The 17,218-nt window shown below is 58.9% G+C and carries 15 protein-coding genes; 5 read left to right on the forward strand and 10 right to left on the reverse strand.

The window, feature by feature from the left end; all coding sequences use genetic code 11:
• Positions 1–18: 18 nt before the first annotated feature.
• The 4 genes from ACI514_RS16790 to ACI514_RS16805 all read right to left on the reverse strand — a co-directional run bounded on the left by ACI514_RS16790 (position 19) and on the right by ACI514_RS16805 (position 4,800).
• Positions 19–1,893 (reverse strand): MFS transporter, encoded by a 1,875-nt coding sequence (locus tag ACI514_RS16790; RefSeq protein WP_223025677.1) that lies wholly within the window; start codon positions 1,891–1,893, stop codon positions 19–21.
• A 99-nt stretch (positions 1,894–1,992) separates the two neighbouring features.
• A complete protein-coding gene (locus tag ACI514_RS16795; RefSeq protein ID WP_405124228.1) occupies positions 1,993–3,144 on the reverse strand; it encodes a TDT family transporter in 1,152 nt (383 codons plus the stop codon).
• Between the two features lie 105 nt (positions 3,145–3,249).
• Positions 3,250–3,561, reverse strand: a complete 312-nt coding sequence (locus ACI514_RS16800; RefSeq protein ID WP_160056936.1) for a cupin domain-containing protein — start codon at positions 3,559–3,561, stop codon at positions 3,250–3,252.
• Positions 3,562–3,612: 51 nt separating this feature from the next.
• Complete coding sequence (locus ACI514_RS16805; protein ID WP_405122058.1) at positions 3,613–4,800, reverse strand: MFS transporter; 1,188 nt, start codon at positions 4,798–4,800, stop codon at positions 3,613–3,615.
• Between the two features lie 91 nt (positions 4,801–4,891).
• Between ACI514_RS16805 and ACI514_RS16810 the strand changes: the two genes are divergently transcribed.
• Together ACI514_RS16810 and ACI514_RS16815 are read left to right on the forward strand one after the other, a co-directional pair.
• Positions 4,892–5,434 carry a TetR/AcrR family transcriptional regulator gene (locus ACI514_RS16810; RefSeq protein ID WP_405122059.1) on the forward strand — a complete coding sequence of 181 codons (543 nt, stop codon included), beginning with the start codon at positions 4,892–4,894 and terminating at the stop codon, positions 5,432–5,434.
• 251 nt (positions 5,435–5,685) lie between these two features.
• Entirely contained in the window at positions 5,686–9,156 is a 3,471-nt protein-coding gene (locus ACI514_RS16815; protein WP_405122060.1) for a NahK/ErcS family hybrid sensor histidine kinase/response regulator, read from the forward strand.
• 87 nt (positions 9,157–9,243) lie between these two features.
• Here the strand turns inward: ACI514_RS16815 and rmuC are convergent, their stop codons facing one another.
• Positions 9,244–10,608, reverse strand: coding sequence for a DNA recombination protein RmuC (rmuC, locus tag ACI514_RS16820; protein ID WP_163013634.1), 1,365 nt, complete (start codon positions 10,606–10,608; stop codon positions 9,244–9,246).
• Positions 10,609–10,783: 175 nt separating this feature from the next.
• Positions 10,784–11,107, reverse strand: a complete 324-nt coding sequence (locus tag ACI514_RS16825) for a sel1 repeat family protein (RefSeq protein WP_160056928.1) — start codon at positions 11,105–11,107, stop codon at positions 10,784–10,786.
• 962 nt (positions 11,108–12,069) lie between these two features.
• Here ACI514_RS16825 and ACI514_RS16830 point away from each other — a divergent pair.
• The 3 genes from ACI514_RS16830 (at position 12,070) to ACI514_RS16840 (ending at position 14,468) form a co-directional block, all read left to right on the forward strand.
• Entirely contained in the window at positions 12,070–12,294 is a 225-nt protein-coding gene (locus tag ACI514_RS16830; RefSeq protein WP_034156218.1) for a hypothetical protein, read from the forward strand.
• A gap of 273 nt (positions 12,295–12,567) precedes the next feature.
• Positions 12,568–13,050 (forward strand): hypothetical protein, encoded by a 483-nt coding sequence (locus ACI514_RS16835; RefSeq protein WP_007919783.1) that lies wholly within the window; start codon positions 12,568–12,570, stop codon positions 13,048–13,050.
• Positions 13,051–13,196: 146 nt separating this feature from the next.
• On the forward strand, positions 13,197–14,468 hold the full coding sequence (locus tag ACI514_RS16840) for an OmpP1/FadL family transporter (RefSeq protein ID WP_102900832.1): 1,272 nt from the start codon (positions 13,197–13,199) through the stop codon (positions 14,466–14,468).
• Positions 14,469–14,667: 199 nt separating this feature from the next.
• Here the strand turns inward: ACI514_RS16840 and ACI514_RS16845 are convergent, their stop codons facing one another.
• Genes ACI514_RS16845 through ACI514_RS16860 form a run of 4 tightly spaced genes read right to left on the reverse strand, consistent with a single transcriptional unit; the run spans position 14,668 to position 17,069 of the window.
• Complete coding sequence (locus ACI514_RS16845; RefSeq protein ID WP_160056924.1) at positions 14,668–15,228, reverse strand: glutathione peroxidase; 561 nt, start codon at positions 15,226–15,228, stop codon at positions 14,668–14,670.
• A gap of 55 nt (positions 15,229–15,283) precedes the next feature.
• Complete coding sequence (locus tag ACI514_RS16850) at positions 15,284–15,406, reverse strand: hypothetical protein (protein WP_275113768.1); 123 nt, start codon at positions 15,404–15,406, stop codon at positions 15,284–15,286.
• Entirely contained in the window at positions 15,403–16,611 is a 1,209-nt protein-coding gene (locus ACI514_RS16855; protein ID WP_405122061.1) for an MFS transporter, read from the reverse strand. Before ACI514_RS16855 ends, ACI514_RS16850 begins: the two co-directional genes overlap by 4 nt.
• A gap of 53 nt (positions 16,612–16,664) precedes the next feature.
• Complete coding sequence (locus ACI514_RS16860) at positions 16,665–17,069, reverse strand: MarR family winged helix-turn-helix transcriptional regulator (protein WP_160056920.1); 405 nt, start codon at positions 17,067–17,069, stop codon at positions 16,665–16,667.
• Positions 17,070–17,218: the final 149 nt, after the last annotated feature.

A 17,218-nucleotide genomic window follows, 5' to 3' on the forward strand; every position in this document is an offset into this window, starting at 1 on the left:
CGCCAACACAATCAGCGACTATCTGACTGCCCCGCGCAATTCCCCCACCAACCCCTGCAACTTCGCCGGCTCAGCCACATCAATGCCCACTGGCGCTCCCGCCACCAACGTCACCCGCGACCACAACCGCCGAAACACACCTTTATTCGGATCGCGACTGAAGAAACTCCCCCACAACCCCTGCAACGCCAACGGAATCACCGGCACTGGCGTCTCCTCGAGAATCCGTGTCAGCCCGCCCCGGAATTCGTTCATCTCGCCGTCGGCGGTCAACTTGCCTTCCGGGAAGATGCACACCAGCTCGCCATCCTTCAGATATTGAGCAATCCGGGTGAAAGCCTTTTCGTAAATCTGGATGTCTTCATTACGTCCGGCAATCGGAATTGTCCCCGCCGTGCGGAAGATAAAGTTCAGCACCGGCAAGTTGTAGATCTTGTAGTACATGACAAAGCGAATCGGCCGACGCACTGCACCACCAATCAGTAAGGCATCGACAAACGACACGTGGTTGCACACCAGCAGCGCCGCACCCTCGTCCGGTATCGCCTCAAGGTTGCGATGCTCGACACGGTACATGGAATGGCTGAGCAGCCAGATCATGAAACGCATGCTGAACTCGGGGACGATTTTGAAGATGTAAGCGTTGACGCCGATGTTCAGCAGCGACACCACGAGGAACAACTGCGGGATCGACAGCTTGGCCACGCTCAGCAGCACGATCGAGACGATGGCCGAGACCACCATAAACAATGCGTTGAGAATGTTGTTGGCGGCAATCACCCGGGCCCGCTCGTTTTCAGCGGTACGTGACTGGATCAAGGCATACAGCGGCACGATGTAGAAACCACCAAAGATGCCGAGGCCAAGGATATCGATCAACACTGCCCAGGTGTGCACAAAGCCCAGCACTTCAATCCAGCTGTGGCCGGTGACACTGTCGGGGATTCCACCGGAGTGCCACCACAGCAGCAGACCGAACACGGTCAGACCGAATGAGCCGAACGGCACCAGACCGATCTCGACCTTGCGCCCGGACAGCTTCTCGCAAAGCATCGAACCCAGCGCGATACCAACCGAGAACACGGTGAGAATCAGGGTGACTACGGTCTCATCGCCGTGCATCCATTCCTTGGCATAGGCCGGAATCTGCGTCAGGTAAATCGCCCCGACAAACCAGAACCACGAGTTGCCGACTATCGAACGCGATACCGCCGGAGTCTGGCCCAGACCGAGTTTCAACGTGGCCCACGACTGGCTGAAGATATTCCAGTTCAGGCGCATTTCCGGGGAGGATGCCGCCGCGCGCGGAATGCTGCGACTGGCCAGATAGCCCAGCACGGCAATCCCGACGATGGCGCAGGACACCAGCGGCGCGTAGTGCGAGGAAGACATGATGACCCCGGCGCCAATCGTCCCGGCGAGAATCGCCAGAAACGTGCCCATCTCCACCAGGCCGTTGCCGCCAACCAGTTCATCCTCACGCAGCGCCTGCGGCAGAATCGAGTATTTCACCGGCCCGAACAGCGCCGAATGGGTGCCCATGGCGAACAGCGCCACCAGCATCAGCGACAGGTGATCGAAGAGGAAACCGACCGATCCTACGGCCATGATCGCGATTTCCGCGAGTTTGATCAGACGGATCAGCGCGTCCTTGGCAAACTTTTCTCCAAATTGCCCGGCCAGCGCCGAGAACAGGAAGAACGGCAGAATAAACAGCAACGCACACAGGTTGACCCAGATTGAACGGTCACCCTCGATGGTCAGCCGATAGAGAATGGCGAGGATCAGTGACTGCTTGAACACGTTATCGTTGAACGCGCCGAGCGACTGCGTGATGAAGAACGGCAAGAAGCGCCGGGTGCGCAGCAGGTTGAACTGTGAGGGGTGACTCATCTTCCGTGTTTCCCTGATGTTTAAGGTAGAGAGGCCTGGGTACTGCTTATTGGATTCTCGAACCGCGATCCAGGCCACACCTTACCTAAACTTTTCAGGTTATTTCTTCAAACCTGCGATGCATGGCGAGACAAACAGCTCGCCACGCCAAGCGCCTTGCACCGTGCGTTTACCGACGATCAGCCACATCAGCGCCAGCAACATCACCAACAGCGTGCCGACAACGCTGAAAAACGTCAGGTTCAGAGTACTCGCCAGTTTCAGAGTTGCCAGCGAATACACACCCAATGGGAAGGTGAATCCCCACCAGCCGAGGTTGAACGGGATGCCATCACGCAAGTAACGCACGGTGATCAGCAGTGCCATCAGCATCCACCACAGACCAAAGCCCCACAGCGTAATCCCTGCAATAAGCCCAAGACCCGAGGCGATTTCACCGATGCCTGGCAGACCATTCGCCGCGAAGATCGCAGGCGCATCTCCACCGAGCAGCAACATGCCCAGCGCGCCGGTGCCGATCGGGCCGAGGGCCAGCCAGCTCGAAGCGGCCATGTTTTCGTGGGGCAGTTTATGCAGGGCCATGCGCAACAGCAGGATCGTCAGAATGCTGAACGCTACCGGCAGGGAAAAGGCCCAGAGCACGTAGCTCGTCGTCAGCACAACCAGTTGCGAGTGGGCATCGCTGAGATGCGGTGCGAGCAAAGCACCACTGGCCGCCGCTACTTCGGCGGCGACTACCGGTAACAGCCAAACGGCGGTCATCTGGTCGATGCTGTGTTCCTGGCGGGTAAACATCATGTACGGAATCAACACGCCGCAAGCCAGCGACATAGTCACATCCATCCACCACAGCACTTCGGCGAGATGAATCACACCGTCGCCCCAACGTGGCAGGCCGAACAGCAGAAAACCGTTGATGATCGTCGCCAGGCCCATCGGAATCGTGCCGAAGAACATCGATACCGTGGAGTGGCCGAAAATCCGCCGCGCTTCATCAAAGAACAAGATCCAGCGCGCAGCGTACGCAGCGGTAAACAGGCTGAACAACAGAATGTTGAACAACCACAAACCTTCCGCGATAGCGTGCAGACCTGGAATGGCCAACGGCAGTTGCGCCAGCGCCAACGCCAGCACACCCGTGCCCATGGTCGCGGCAAACCAGTTCGGAGTGAACTGGCGAATCACTTCACGCGGATGCTGAAGCTGGCTGAACGGCTTGATGCCGGGTTTGGCGCTGTTGGGGCAAATCATCATGAACTCCTCTCCTCTGGTGAGGTTGAGTCCATGGTAGAACCGAATCGAATATCTATATAACGGGTAATATCTCTAAATGTTATCTGTTTTACCAATAAGAAGTCAGACGCTGCCTTCGCTCTCAATTACCAGAATCCGCGCTGCACCCTGCGGATGCGCGACGTGCTCGGTGCCGACGCTCGCATAGAAGATGTCGCCGACATCCAGCTGCACCTGTTTTTCTTGGCCCTGCTCGCGGTAATGCATCAGCACTTGGCCATCGAGCACCACAAACACTTCCTCGCCATCGTTGACGTGCCATTTGTACGGTTGATCCGTCCAGTGCAGGCGCGTGGTGATGCCGTTCATGTTGGCGATGTCCAGTGCGCCCCAGGCGCGCTCGGCGGTGAAGGTTTTGCTGCGGATAATCTTCATGAGTCGATCCGTGAGAAGAAGGCTGGCCAAGGCTAACCGAAACCGCAGTGATTATGGAGCGCGGCACACTTTGGCTGGCGCGGAACGCAGGCTGAGCAACAACGCGCCGACGGCCAGCACGATCAACACCGCACCGTAACCATCGGTGGTCGCCAGCAGACCGTAACTGCGCGACAAGTGCCCGGCGAGCAACGCCGGCAGGCAGAACGCCAGATAACTGAGCACGTAATACGCGGCCATCAACCCCGCGCGCTCATGGGCCAAGGCCAGCGGCACCAGGCTGCGAACGGCACCGAGAAAACCCGAGCCAAAGCCGCAACCGGCCACCAGCGTGCCGAGGAAAAACAACGCCAAGCTGGCGCTGTGCACACCCAGCAGAATCAACACCAGGCCGATCGGCAACAGGCTCGCGCCCAACTGCAAGGCCCTTGTCGCGGGACGATTGCGCAGCGTGAAAATCATCAATGCTCCGGTCACCGTCAAGGCTGCCACGGTTGCGCCGCCGATCAGATTGGAGGTCGAACCGGTGGCGGTGCGCACCAGCGATGGCGCCAGAGATGCATAGAAACCGCCTAGCGCCCAGGTTGCAGTGTTCAGCGGCAACACTCGCCACAACGTTGAACGTGCCTGCACCGGCACATGCAAAGTCGGCCGCAACGATGCCCACGCTCCGGCTTGCGGCGTAACGCTTTCCGGCAGACGCCAAACGTATAACGCCTGCAATACAAACAGCGCCAGCAGCAGCCAGTAAGTCAGTTGCAACGGCGCGGGGGCAAACTCGGCCAGCAACCCGCAGCCCATGCCACCCAGCGCCATGCCCAGCAACGGCGCGACACTGTTGATCAGCGGTCCTTGCTGGCGATCGGTGTCCAGCAACGTGGCACTTAAAACGGCGGTGGCCATGCCAGTAGCGAAGCCTTGCAGTACGCGTGCTGCGATCAACCCACTGACGCTGTCAGCATAAATGAACAGCAGCATCGCCAACGCGTTGAGCAGCACCGAAGTGAAAATCACCGGTTTGCGCCCGAGGTGATCCGAGAGCGAACCGACGGTCAGTAGCGCTGCCAGCAGACTCAGGGCGTAGACCCCGAAAATTAGCGTCAGCACCGCAGCCGAGAAGTGCAGTTGATCCTGATACAAGTGATACAACGGCGTCGGCGCAGTGGAAGCGGCGAGAAAACTGAGTAAGGTGATCGCCAGAAACCACAGATTCGAACGATGTGAAACAGCGCTATTCATGTGCACACTCCGCAAAAGCTAATTTTTTGCTTTTGCGGAGTGTGCTACCGCTCAACGCTTAAAGCAAATTCTTTGTGTTAAGGTCTGCCGCATGGCTATTAAAGAAGGTTTACGCCCCGGCGGCCGCAGTGCCCGGGTGCAAGATGCAATTCATTCGGCAGTCCGTGCGCTCCTGCAAGAACAGGAGCGCTCGACCGTGACCGTCCCGCAGATCGCCGCGCGTGCAGGCGTTACACCGTCGACGATTTACCGGCGCTGGGGTGATCTGTCGGCATTGTTGGCCGACGTCGCCCTCGCCCGCATGCGCCCCGACAGCGAACCGGCGCAAACCGGCAGCTTGCACAGTGATATTCGTGCGTGGGCTGAGCAGTATCTCGATGAGATGAGTTCGGAGCCTGGGCGCAACATGATGCGCGACGTGCAGGCGAGCGCTACGCCGGGGTACTGCGTGACGATCATTGGCGCGCAGTTGCAGACGATCATCGAGCGGCATCCGGATGAAGTGGCTCCGAGTGTTGATCGGCTGATCAATCTGGTGGTGGCGCCGGTGGTGTTCCGGATTCTGTTTTCGGCGGCGCCGCTGGAGGTGGATGAACTGCATCGGCTGATAGATATTGCGCTGAACCAGCACTGACGCCGATCCCCATGTAGGAGCTGCGGCACGCTGCGATCTTTTGATCTTGATGGCAAAGATCAAAAGATCGCAGCCTCGTTTCACTCGACAGCTCCTACAGGGTTCAATGCTTGGCATTGTCAACGCCCCCCACTCAAACCTGCGACACCCCGCCACGCCACGACCTTGGTCGACACTGACTAACCGCCCCGCGCATGCGAGACTGTCCGCCCGGGCAGGAGTGCCGGGGAGTCTTCTGTCGGGAGTGTTGCATGTCGCTGTCCACCGGGCTGATCGCCGCCGTAGCCCTGGCCTATATGGCCATAATGTTCGCCATCGCCTTCTACGGCGACCGTCGCAGCGCGCCGTTGCCGCCGCGCATGCGTGCCTGGGTGTACAGCCTGTCATTGGCAGTTTATTGCACCAGCTGGACGTTCTTCGGCGCAGTCGGTCAGGCGGCCGAACAACTGTGGTCATTCCTGCCGATTTACCTTGGGCCGATCCTGCTGCTGGTCGGCGCGCCGTGGGTCCTGCAGAAAATGGTGATGATCAGCAAACAGGAGAACATCACCTCCATCGCTGACTTCATCGCTGCACGCTACGGCAAATCGCAATCGCTGGCGGTGGTCGTGGCGCTGATCTGTCTGGTCGGCGTCCTGCCATATATTGCCCTGCAGCTCAAAGGCATCGTTCTCGGCGTGAATCTGTTGATCGGTGCCGGTGCCGACGCCATGGGCACCCGCGCCCAGGACACCGCGCTGATCGTGTCGCTGGTGCTGGCGCTGTTCACCATTGTCTTCGGCACGCGCAACCTCGATGCCACCGAACACCACCGGGGCATGGTGTTGGCGATTGCCTTCGAATCGCTGGTCAAGCTGTTCGCCTTCCTCGCCGTCGGCGCCTTCGTCACTTACGGCTTGTACGACGGTTTTGACGACTTGTTCAATCAGGCCATGCTCGCCCCGCGCCTTGAGGAATACTGGAAGGAAACCATTAACTGGCCGTCGATGGTGGTGCAGACCGGCGTGGCGATGATGGCGATTATCTGCCTGCCTCGGCAGTTCCACGTCACGGTGGTGGAGAACATCGACCCGCAGGATCTGCGTCTGGCCAAATGGGTGTTTCCCGCCTATCTCGCACTGGCCGCGCTGTTTGTCGTACCGATCGCGCTGGCCGGCCAGATGATGCTGCCCAGCGACGTACTGCCCGACTCCTTCGTGATCAGCCTACCCTTGGCGCAGGCGCATCCGGCGCTGGCGATGCTGGCGTTTATCGGTGGCGCATCAGCGGCAACCGGCATGGTGATTGTCGCCAGCGTGGCGTTGTCGACCATGGTCTCCAACGACATGCTGTTGCCGTGGTTGCTGCGCAGAAATAACGCCGAGCGCCCATTCGAAGTATTCCGCCAGTGGATGCTCTCGGTGCGCCGCGTGAGCATCGTGGTGATTCTGTTGCTGGCGTACGTCAGCTATCGCTTGCTCGGCTCGACCGCGAGCCTGGCGACCATCGGCCAGATCGCCTTCGCTGCGGTGACCCAACTGGCACCAGCGATGCTCGGCGCGCTGTACTGGAAACAGGCAAACCGCCGCGGTGTTTTCGCCGGTTTGGCCGCCGGTACATTCCTCTGGTTCTACACGTTGATCCTGCCGATTGCCGCGCACAGCCTGGGCTGGTCGCTAAGCAGTTTTCCGGGGCTGGCGTGGCTGCACAGCAATCCACTGAACCTGCCAATTACCCCGCTGACCCAAGGTGTGGTGCTGTCGCTGGCCGGCAACTTCACTTTGTTTGCCTGGGTCTCGGTGCTGTCGCGTACTCGCGTCTCGGAGCACTGGCAGGCCGGGCGCTTCATCGGTCAAGAGATCAGCGCGCGGCCGAGTGCACGCTCGATGCTGGCGGTGCAGATCGACGACTTACTGCAATTGGCCGCGCGCTTTGTCGGTGAGGAACGCGCGCGTCAGAGCTTCATTCGCTTCGCCTATCGCCAAGGCAAGGGCTTCAATCCGAACCAGAATGCCGACGGCGAATGGATCGCCCACACCGAGCGCTTGCTGGCCGGTGTGCTTGGCGCTTCTTCGACGCGCGCCGTGGTAAAAGCCGCCATCGAAGGTCGGGAAATGCAACTGGAGGATGTAGTCCGCATCGCCGACGAAGCCTCCGAGGTACTGCAGTTCAACCGCGCCTTGCTGCAAGGGGCGATCGAGAACATTACCCAAGGCATCAGCGTGGTCGACCAGTCGCTGAAACTGGTGGCCTGGAACCGGCGTTATCTGGAACTGTTCAACTACCCCGACGGTTTGATCAGTGTCGGCCGACCGATCGCCGACATTATTCGCTACAACGCCGAGCGCGGTTTGTGCGGCCCCGGCGAAGCAGAAGTCCACGTTGCCCGCCGTTTGCACTGGATGCGTCAGGGCCGCGCGCATACGTCTGAGCGGCTATTCCCCAACGGCCGAGTGATCGAGTTGATCGGCAATCCGATGCCGGGCGGCGGCTTCGTCATGAGTTTCACCGACATCACCGCGTTCCGCGAAGCCGAGCAGGCACTGACCGAAGCTAACGAAGGGCTGGAGCAACGCGTCAGCGAACGCACCCAGGAACTGTCGCAACTCAACGTCGCGCTGACTGACGCCAAGGGCACTGCTGAGGCGGCCAACCAGTCGAAAACCCGCTTCCTTGCGGCGGTCAGCCATGACTTGATGCAGCCGCTGAACGCGGCGCGGCTGTTCTCCGCCGCCCTCTCCCATCAAGACGATGGTTTGAGCAGTGAGGCGCAGAAACTGGTGCAGCACCTCGACAGTTCGTTGCGCTCGGCCGAGGACTTGATCAGCGATCTGCTGGACATTTCCCGCCTGGAAAACGGCAAGATCAACCCGGATCGCAAGCCGTTCGCCGTCAATGAACTGTTCGACATTCTCGGTGCCGAGTTCAAGGCCCTGGCCCAGGAACAAGGACTGATTTTCCGTGTGCGCGGCAGTCATTTGCGCATCGACAGCGACATCAAATTACTGCGACGGATTCTGCAGAACTTCCTCACTAACGCATTTCGCTACGCCAAAGGCCCGGTGTTACTGGGTGTGCGCCGGCATGGCGGCGAACTGTGCCTGGAAGTGTGGGATCGCGGGCCGGGAATTCCGGAAGATAAACAACAGGTGATTTTCGAAGAATTCAAACGCCTCGACAGCCATCAGACCCGTGCCGAAAAAGGCCTCGGGCTGGGGTTGGCGATTGCCGATGGTTTGTGCCGTGTACTCGGGCATACCTTGCGTGTGCGTTCGTGGCCGGGGCGCGGCAGTGTGTTCAGCGTCAGCGTGCCGCTGGCTCGCTCACAAGCGGTGCCGGCGAGCGCCGCCGTTGAATTGAATGGCAAATTGCTGAGCGGCGCGCAGGTGCTGTGTGTCGACAATGAAGACAGCATTCTGATCGGCATGAACAGCCTGTTGAGCCGCTGGGGTTGTCAGGTGTGGACGGCGCGCAACCGTGAGGAATGTGCGGCGCTGCTGAGTGACGGCGTGCGACCGCAACTGGCGTTGGTCGACTATCACCTTGACCACGGCGATACCGGCACCGAGTTGATGGCATGGTTGCGCACCCGCCTGGGCGAGCCGGTGCCAGGCGTGGTGATCAGTGCTGACGGGCGACCGGAGATGGTTGCGCAGGTGCATGCGGCGGGGTTGGATTATCTGCCGAAACCGGTGAAACCGGCGGCGTTGCGGGCGTTGTTGAGTCGGTATTTGCCGCTATAGAAGCAAAAGATCGCAGCCTCCGGCAGCTCCTACATTGGTATGGCGTACATCCTGTAGGAGCTGCCGGAGGCTGTGATTTTTTGATCTTTATTCAGGGAGTTCGACGAGACCATCGACATCGGTCATCGCCCGCTCCAGCAAGTCCGCCGGCAAACTCTTGCTCGCCCGCGCACCGAGCAATTTGAGCTGTTCACTGCGACTGACCAGATTGCCGCGCCCCTCGGTCAGCTTGTTGCGCGCTGAACTATAGGCTTTATCCAGCTGTTGCAGACGATTGCCAACCTCGTCCAGATCCTGAATGAACAGCACGAATTTGTCGTACAGCCAGCCGGCGCGCTCGGCGATTTCACGGGCGTTCTGGCTCTGGCGCTCCTGCTTCCAGAGGCTGTCGATCACGCGCAAAGTTGCCAGCAAGGTGGTCGGGCTGACGATGACGATGTTGCGGTCGAAGGCTTCCTGAAACAGCGATGGCTCAGCCTGCAACGCCGCCGAAAACGCCGCTTCGATCGGCACGAAGAGCAAAACGAAATCAAGGCTGTGCAGACCTTCCAGGCGCTTGTAGTCCTTGCCGGCCAGGCCTTTGACGTGATTGCGCAACGACAGCACGTGCTGCTTGATCGCGATCTGCCCAAGGCTGTCGTCGTCGGCAGCCACGTATTGCTGATACGCGGTGAGACTGACCTTGGAATCCACCACCACTTGCTTGTCGCCCGGCAGATAAATGATCACGTCAGGCTGAAAACGCTCGCCATCCGGGCCTTTGAGGTTGACCTGGGTCTGGTACTCGCGGCCCTTCTCCAGACCGGCGTGTTCGAGCACACGCTCGAGAATCAGCTCGCCCCAGTTGCCTTGGGTTTTCTGGCCTTTGAGGGCACGGGTCAGGTTGGTGGCTTCGTCGCTCAGACGCAGATTGAGCGCCTGCAAGCGCTCCAGCTCCTTGGCTAGCGAGAAACGCTCGCGGGCCTCGGCCTGATAACTTTCTTCCACACGTTTTTCGAAGGACTGAATGCGTTCCTTGAGCGGATCGAGCAACTGACCGAGCCGTTGCTGACTGGTCTCGGCAAAACGCTGCTCGCGCTCATCGAAGATCTTCCCGGCCAGCTCGGCAAACTGCGCGCGCAGTTCATCGCGCGAGCCTTGCAGATCGTTGAGGCGTTGCTGGTGGCTTTCCTGTTGCTCGCGCAGTTCGGCGTTCAATGAAGCGGCCTGTGCGTCGAGGCGGCGCAGCTCGGCTTCCTTGTTGGCGCGTTCGAGGTTCCAGGCGTGGGAGGCATCGCGGGCGTCGTCGCGCTCGATCTGCAGCAGTTCGACTTCCCGGCGCAGGGCCGCCAGATCAGCCTGCTTGGCGGCATTGGCCTGGCCGAGATCGGCGACTTCATCGCGGCTGGCGTCGAGCTGCGCGTTGAGTCCGTCCTGTGCCAGTTGTGCCATGGCCAACCGTTCTTCAAGCAACGCGACCTCGGCCTGCCCATTGCTCGCCCGGCGTTGCAGCTGCCAGGCCAATGCCAGCAGTGGCAATCCCGCCCCTGCAAGCCCCAGCAATACGCTGGTCAAGTCCATAGCCATAGCCACTCCCGCCGATCTTATAAAGCCTGAAGGTTAACCAAGGTGTCAGGTCTTGGACAGCTCAGTCTTCGAGCAGACCAAGTTCCTGTTGCGCGCGACGGTCGCCGGCGCGGGCGGCCTGACGCAGCAGATCCTGACCGATGCGACGATCCCGTGCGTTGCCGCACTCGCGGCACATCAATTGACCGAGGCGACTTTGCGCGGCGACCACACCTTCACGCGCCGGTTGCTTGAGCAGGCGGCCAGCGAGGTGTTTGGCATTGTCACTGTCGCTCAGGCGCGGGCTGTCGAGCAGCCATTCGGCAACGCGAACGGAAAATCGCTTGGGCGGGGTAACAGGAGAAGGCTGTGAGGTAACAGAGTCTGATACTGAGCGAAACTTCATAAAGCACTGTGGGACGAATCGGAAGGCGCGCCACTCTACTCTCTTTTTCTTACAGGTAAAGTCGAAAAAAAACCCGGCACGCCCGTCCTAGAGCAAGCGCTCGGGACAATCCACAGAAGCTGTGGATAACTCAGTGGACAACCGCCTTCCAACTCTCGCAAAGCCTTATGGAATGGGGCTCGCAGTCAAACTGACGATTTTTTCACCAACAAAAAAAAGCGATGTTTTTCATTGACTTAAACTTTCGTTACAGGCAGCCACCGGGGTCAGGATTGGTATGACAGCGCCGTTACAGCCTGCGCAACTAATGTGCACAAGTACCTGTTACCTGGTTATATCGCTGCGCTTTTTCGGGTCGCTTTGGCAGTCGGGCTGGGGATAAACCGGTCTGGCACGCGCCCTGATGAAAATCTCTTCACCGACCGGCGGTCAAAAAATGCGCCAATTACGGGCAATTCAGTCAACCGGCCAAGCAGACTCGATCTGTGGCTGCAATGTTTTTCTACGCCAAGTTTGCTTTACCCGTTTCGATCCGTTAGTATCCGCGGCGTTAGTACCAAGCTGAAAGTCAATTCCGGTCGAACACATCCCCACGGTCAGCCTTCTACCAAGAAGCCCTACCGAAAAAGCGGGAACGACCCCTCGATGGTTTCCAGGTAAATCTTGCGACAACACTGCCTTCCAATGATGCGAAGGGTGTTGCGAAGAGCACTTACTCTGACCGAACCAACCTGCAAATTGATCAGGATCTTCACCCCGGGCCCAGAACCTTTGCCCTTGTTGTGATGCCTGCCCTCCTAAGTACCTACCTGCCAGCCCAAGCGCGCCAACTTATCAGCGCTTCAAACTGGCTGCTTTGTTCCAGTCGGGTTCTTCGTTCGATCAATGGTGATCGACGTTACTGGAACGTTTTAACGTTGCACGGTTCTTATCCGTGTCATTTGTAGGAACACCTAATAACTATGTCTACTCAAATCCATACTCAGGATGCCATTCGCACCCTAACCAACGCTTTTGCACCAATGAACTGCCTGATCATGGCCGCTCGCAAAGGCTGCTTCAGTTTCACACTGGTCAACGAACACGGTATCGCCCGCCACAGCGAGCGTCTGTACCCCGATCAGTACTCCAGCGCGGAACCGCTGCAGGCCGTGATCGATCGTACCCGTCAGGCATTGATTGCCTGAGAGCCGAAAAGGCTGCAAAAGCAAAGCCCCGCACAAAAATGCGGGGCTTTTTATTGCCCGATGTTTCACTTTTAGCCGACGGCGCTTAAGTACCAACCGATATAACGGTTATAACTCGAAGCCGAAAATATTTTAAAAACAGGCCTTTACGTCGCGAATATGACACTACACTTCAACTCAAGCGGCGTGATCCGCTTGCGGCGAGCCTGAACCGATCCACAGCTGCCAAGCCCCCTTCAGGACTCGCCATTAATAACAAGAACCGAGGGTTTTATGGGTATCGCTGCCAGCGAACTATGCCGCTACGTGATCCGTCCTACGCTGATCTACCTGGGACGTCACAGCGCGACTGCCGAATCCCTGCTGCTGGGCATCGCCGCCAGCCAGTCAGCCCTGGGTTCAGCCCTGCATGACCGCCGGGGCCACGGCCTCTACCGCATCGCCGAGCATCGCCATCAAGCCCTTTGGGATGATTATCTGGCGCTCGATCCGGAACGCGCCAGCCTGGTGCGCGGCCTCGCCAGTCAACATGCATTCCTGAGCGGTCCACACCTGGAACTGACGGTCAATCTGCGTTACGCCACGGCCATCGCCTGGTTGCTGGTGGAAGAACAAAACCCCACCCTACCCGACTCCAACGATTTGCTGGGAATGGCGCGTATCTGGCGCCAGACCTTTCAACCCCAAGGTCGCCTGCGCGACTTCACTTATGCCTGGCACACCTGTGTTTCAACGGTGAATCAGGTCGCGTGCTGACCCACTGGTTTCAGAAGATCTGCCAACAGGTCGCGATTCTGGTCGGATTGTCCTACAAAACCGCTCTAACTCAAGGCATACGGACTATAGCGCTGTGACGAAAATCTTGGTAATTTTCGCCCCGGTGATCACCAGGAGTTCTAATAATGAAAAAAGTCATGCTCAAAACCACCCTTAGCCTCGCCGTTACCCTTGCCTCCACTCAAATTTTTGCGGCCGGCTTTGCCCTCAACGAACAAAGCATCAGTGGGATGGGGACTGGTTTTGCCGGGCGATCTTCTTCTGCCGACGACGCAAGCACTGTGTATGGCAACCCTGCCGGCATGTCGCGCATCAAGCGCGAACAAGTTACCGGTGGCGTAGCCGTCGTCGATGCTCATACCGATATCAGCAATGCCAGCTCCAGCCCCAACGGCGGCAGCAACAAAGGCGACATGGTGCCCTTCACCGCGGTACCTATGGGCTTCTATGTCAAACCAATCGATGAGCATTGGGCATTCGGCCTCGGCGTTTATGTGCCGTTCGGCCTGATCACTGATTATGAAAACGGCTTTGCCGGCCGTTACTTCGGCAGCAAGTCCGAAGTACAAGTCATCACTTTCCAACCGACCATCAGCTACGCCTTCAACGACAAGGTGTCGATCGGTTTCGGCCCAACCATCAACCGCATTGACGGTGCGCTGGAATCCAACCTGTCGATCACTCAAGCCCTGCCGGACGGCAAGGTGAAGATCAAGGGTGACGACACCGCACTGGGCTACAACGTCGGCCTGCTGGTACAAGCCACCGACACCACTCGCGTGGGCCTGACCTATCACTCGAAAGTCGACTACAAGCTCGAAGGCAACACCAAGGTCAACTACGGCGCACTGGCCGCAGTCGGTCTGGGCGCCAGCCAGAAGTACGACGCTTCGCTGAAGATCACCACACCCGAATCGGTCGACCTCTCGGTTACCCAGGCGATCAACGATCGCTGGAACGTGTATGCCGGTACCACCTGGACCCGTTGGAGCCAGCTGGAAAAAATCACCGTGAAAAACTCCGGTGTGCAGCCGCTGCTGGCCGGCCAGTTCGGTTCGATTAACGAAGACCAGAACTGGCATGACTCCTGGGCCTACGCCGTGGGTACTTCGTACCAGTTGAACAAGGAATGGGTACTGCGTACCGGTCTGACCTTCGACCAGTCGCCGACCAATAATGAAGACCGTTCGCCACGCATTCCGACTGGCGACCGTACCATCTTCAGTATCGGTGCCGGCTGGAGTCCGACCGACGACCTGACCATCGACGTTGCCTACTCGTATCTGAAAGAAGAGTCGGTGAAGATCCGCAACGAAAACAACCGTGGACAGAGCTACGACGCCAAGTATGAAAACTCGGCAAACGGTTTCGGTGTCGGCGCGACTTATCGCTTCTGATGCTGTGTGGCGAGGCTGATCCCTCGCCCACAAAAAAGCCCCGCTCTCTTTGCAGAGGCGGGGCTTTTTAATGCCTGACGTTTGCGACACGTGTAGGAGCTGTCGAGTGCAACGAGACTGCGATCTTTTGATCTGTTTTTTAAAGTCAAAAGATCGCAGCGTGCCGTAGCTCCTACAAAATCATCGCCGGCCTACGGATTCAGGGCTTCAGTGGTTTCGAGGCGATAGCCTTTTCGATCGCGGCAACAAACTCCGGATCATCAGGCTTGGTCAGGCTGGAGAAATTGGCGATCACCTTGCCTTGGCGATCGACCACATACTTGTAGAAATTCCACTTCGGCGCGCTGCTCTGCGCAGCCAGCACCTGGAACATATGCGTCGCGTCATCGCCACGGACTTTCTGCGGCTCAGTCATGGCGAACGTCACGCCGTAGTTGGCGTAGCAGACCTTGGCAGTCTCGGCGCTGTCCTTGGACTCCTGCTTGAAGTCATTGGAAGGGACGCCGAGCATTTGCAGTCCTTGCGACTCAAAGCGCTTATGCAGCGCCTCAAGGCCTTCGAACTGAGGGGCAAAACCGCAAAAGCTGGCGGTGTTGACCACCACCAACGGTTTGTCGGCGTACTGTTTACACAGATCGATGGATTCCTTCGCCCGCAATTTGGGCAGCGAGCCTTGCAGCAGTTCAGGACAGTCAGCGGCCTGAGCCAGGCCAGTCAACGCCATCAGCATCGCGGGAACAGCACACCAGCGCATCAGCATGTCGAGCATCCTTGAGCAGTCGTTCAGAATTCGACGTTACTCGTCATCCCCGTTTCTAGCAAATGCTCATGCCCAACTGCATCAAGGCCAGGCCGCCCTGCTGCCAGCCCCACCACACCAGTGCCAGCAAGGTGGCGCCGAGTGCGGTGATGGCCATTCGTGGCCAGAATCGGCTCATGCGGCGCCCGCTGCGGTCTGCAGACGTGCGACCGGGCGCTCGCGCACCGGCCAGTTGAGCGCGGCCGCCAGCAGGCTCAGCAAAATCGCCACTTGCCAGATCAAGTCGTAACTCCCGGTTCGGTCATACACCACCCCGCCCAGCCAGCCGCCGAGGAACGAACCCAGCTGATGGAACAGAAACACGATGCCACCGAGCATGGACAGATTTCGCACGCCAAACAAGGTCGCCACCGTACCGTTGGTCAACGGCACCGTCGATAGCCACAGCAACCCCATGGCCATACCGAACAGGTAGGCCGACGTGGTCGTCACCGGCAGCCACAGAAACAGCACAATCACCACCGCACGCAACAAGTACAACGCTGTCAACAGACGCGGTTTGGACATACGCCCGCCGAGCCAGCCGGCGGTGTAGGTACCGAAGATATTGAACAATCCGATCAACGCCAACACCGTCGTGCCAACGCTGGCTGGCAGATGCTGATCGACCAGATACGCAGGCAAGTGCACGCCGATAAACACCACCTGAAAACCGCAGACGAAAAAGCCGAATGCCAACAACCAGAAACCCGAATGCGAGCAGGCTTCGCGCAGCGCTTCGGACAGGGTTTGTTCATGCCTAAGCACCGGCATCGGCTTGTCCTTGAGCATGCTCACCAGCGGCACGATCAGCGCCACCAGCAAGCCCAATACCAACAACGCCGCCGACCAGCCGAGCCAGCCAATCAAGCCGAGGGTACCCGGCAACATGGCGAACTGGCCGAAAGAGCCGGCGGCGCTGGCAATGCCCATGCCCATGCTGCGTTTTTCCGGCGGCACCGCGCGGCCGACCACGCCGAGAATCACCGAGAACGAGGTGCCGGACAGACCGATACCAATCAGCAGACCAGCGCTCAGCGACAGCGTCACCGCCGAATCCGACAGGCCCATGCACACCAGACCTGCCGCGTAGAGCACCCCACCGATGAGCACCACTTTTGCCGCGCCGAAGCGGTCAGCCAATGCGCCGGTAAACGGTTGCGCCAGGCCCCAGATCAAATTCTGCAAAGCGATGGCGAAGGCAAACACCTCGCGCCCCCAGCCGAACTGCGCGCTCATCGGCGACAGGAACAGACCGAAACCGTGCCGCACGCCCAATGACAACGCGAGAATCAGCGCACTCCCGACCAACACCCACCCGCACGTACGCCACATCGATGTCATTATTGTTCTCCGCTTGCGGGTATATACCCGCTTGAGTTTGGAAAAAACCGGCCTCAGGCCAGTTCATCCAGCAATCTGAGCAAGGTTTCACGCTTCTCGGCACCCAGTCGGTCAATCAACCGCTGCTGCGCCGCTTCCCAGGCTGGCAGTGCTGCTGCCAAGCGTTGCACGCCGGTCTCGGTAAGCTTGACGATGCGGTTACGCATGTCCTCGCCCTCGGCCAATACCACCAGCCCCTCGCCTTCCAGCACCCGCAAATTGCGCCCGAGGGTGCTGCGATCCAGGCCCATCGCTTCGGCGAGTTCGGAGATGCTCGGTTGATCCAGACGCTGCAGGTTGCACAGCAAAGAATACTGGGCAACGTTGATCCCGAAGCCGTCGAGAGCGCCGTCGTAATGCCTGCTGACGCCACGCGCGGCGCGACGCAGGTTGGTGCACAAACACTGAGAAGGAAGCATGATGCGTGTATATACCCGCGACTGTGTTAAATCAAGTTACAGATGAGTTTATCCATAACATTTGTACTACCTGGCAAACCGCTATCGCGAGTAGGCTCACTCCTACAGGGGAACGCGGTCAACTGTAGGAGTGAGCCTGCTCGCGATGA

The organism is Pseudomonas sp. M20 (assembly GCF_045037865.1).
GTDB lineage: Bacteria > Pseudomonadota > Gammaproteobacteria > Pseudomonadales > Pseudomonadaceae > Aquipseudomonas.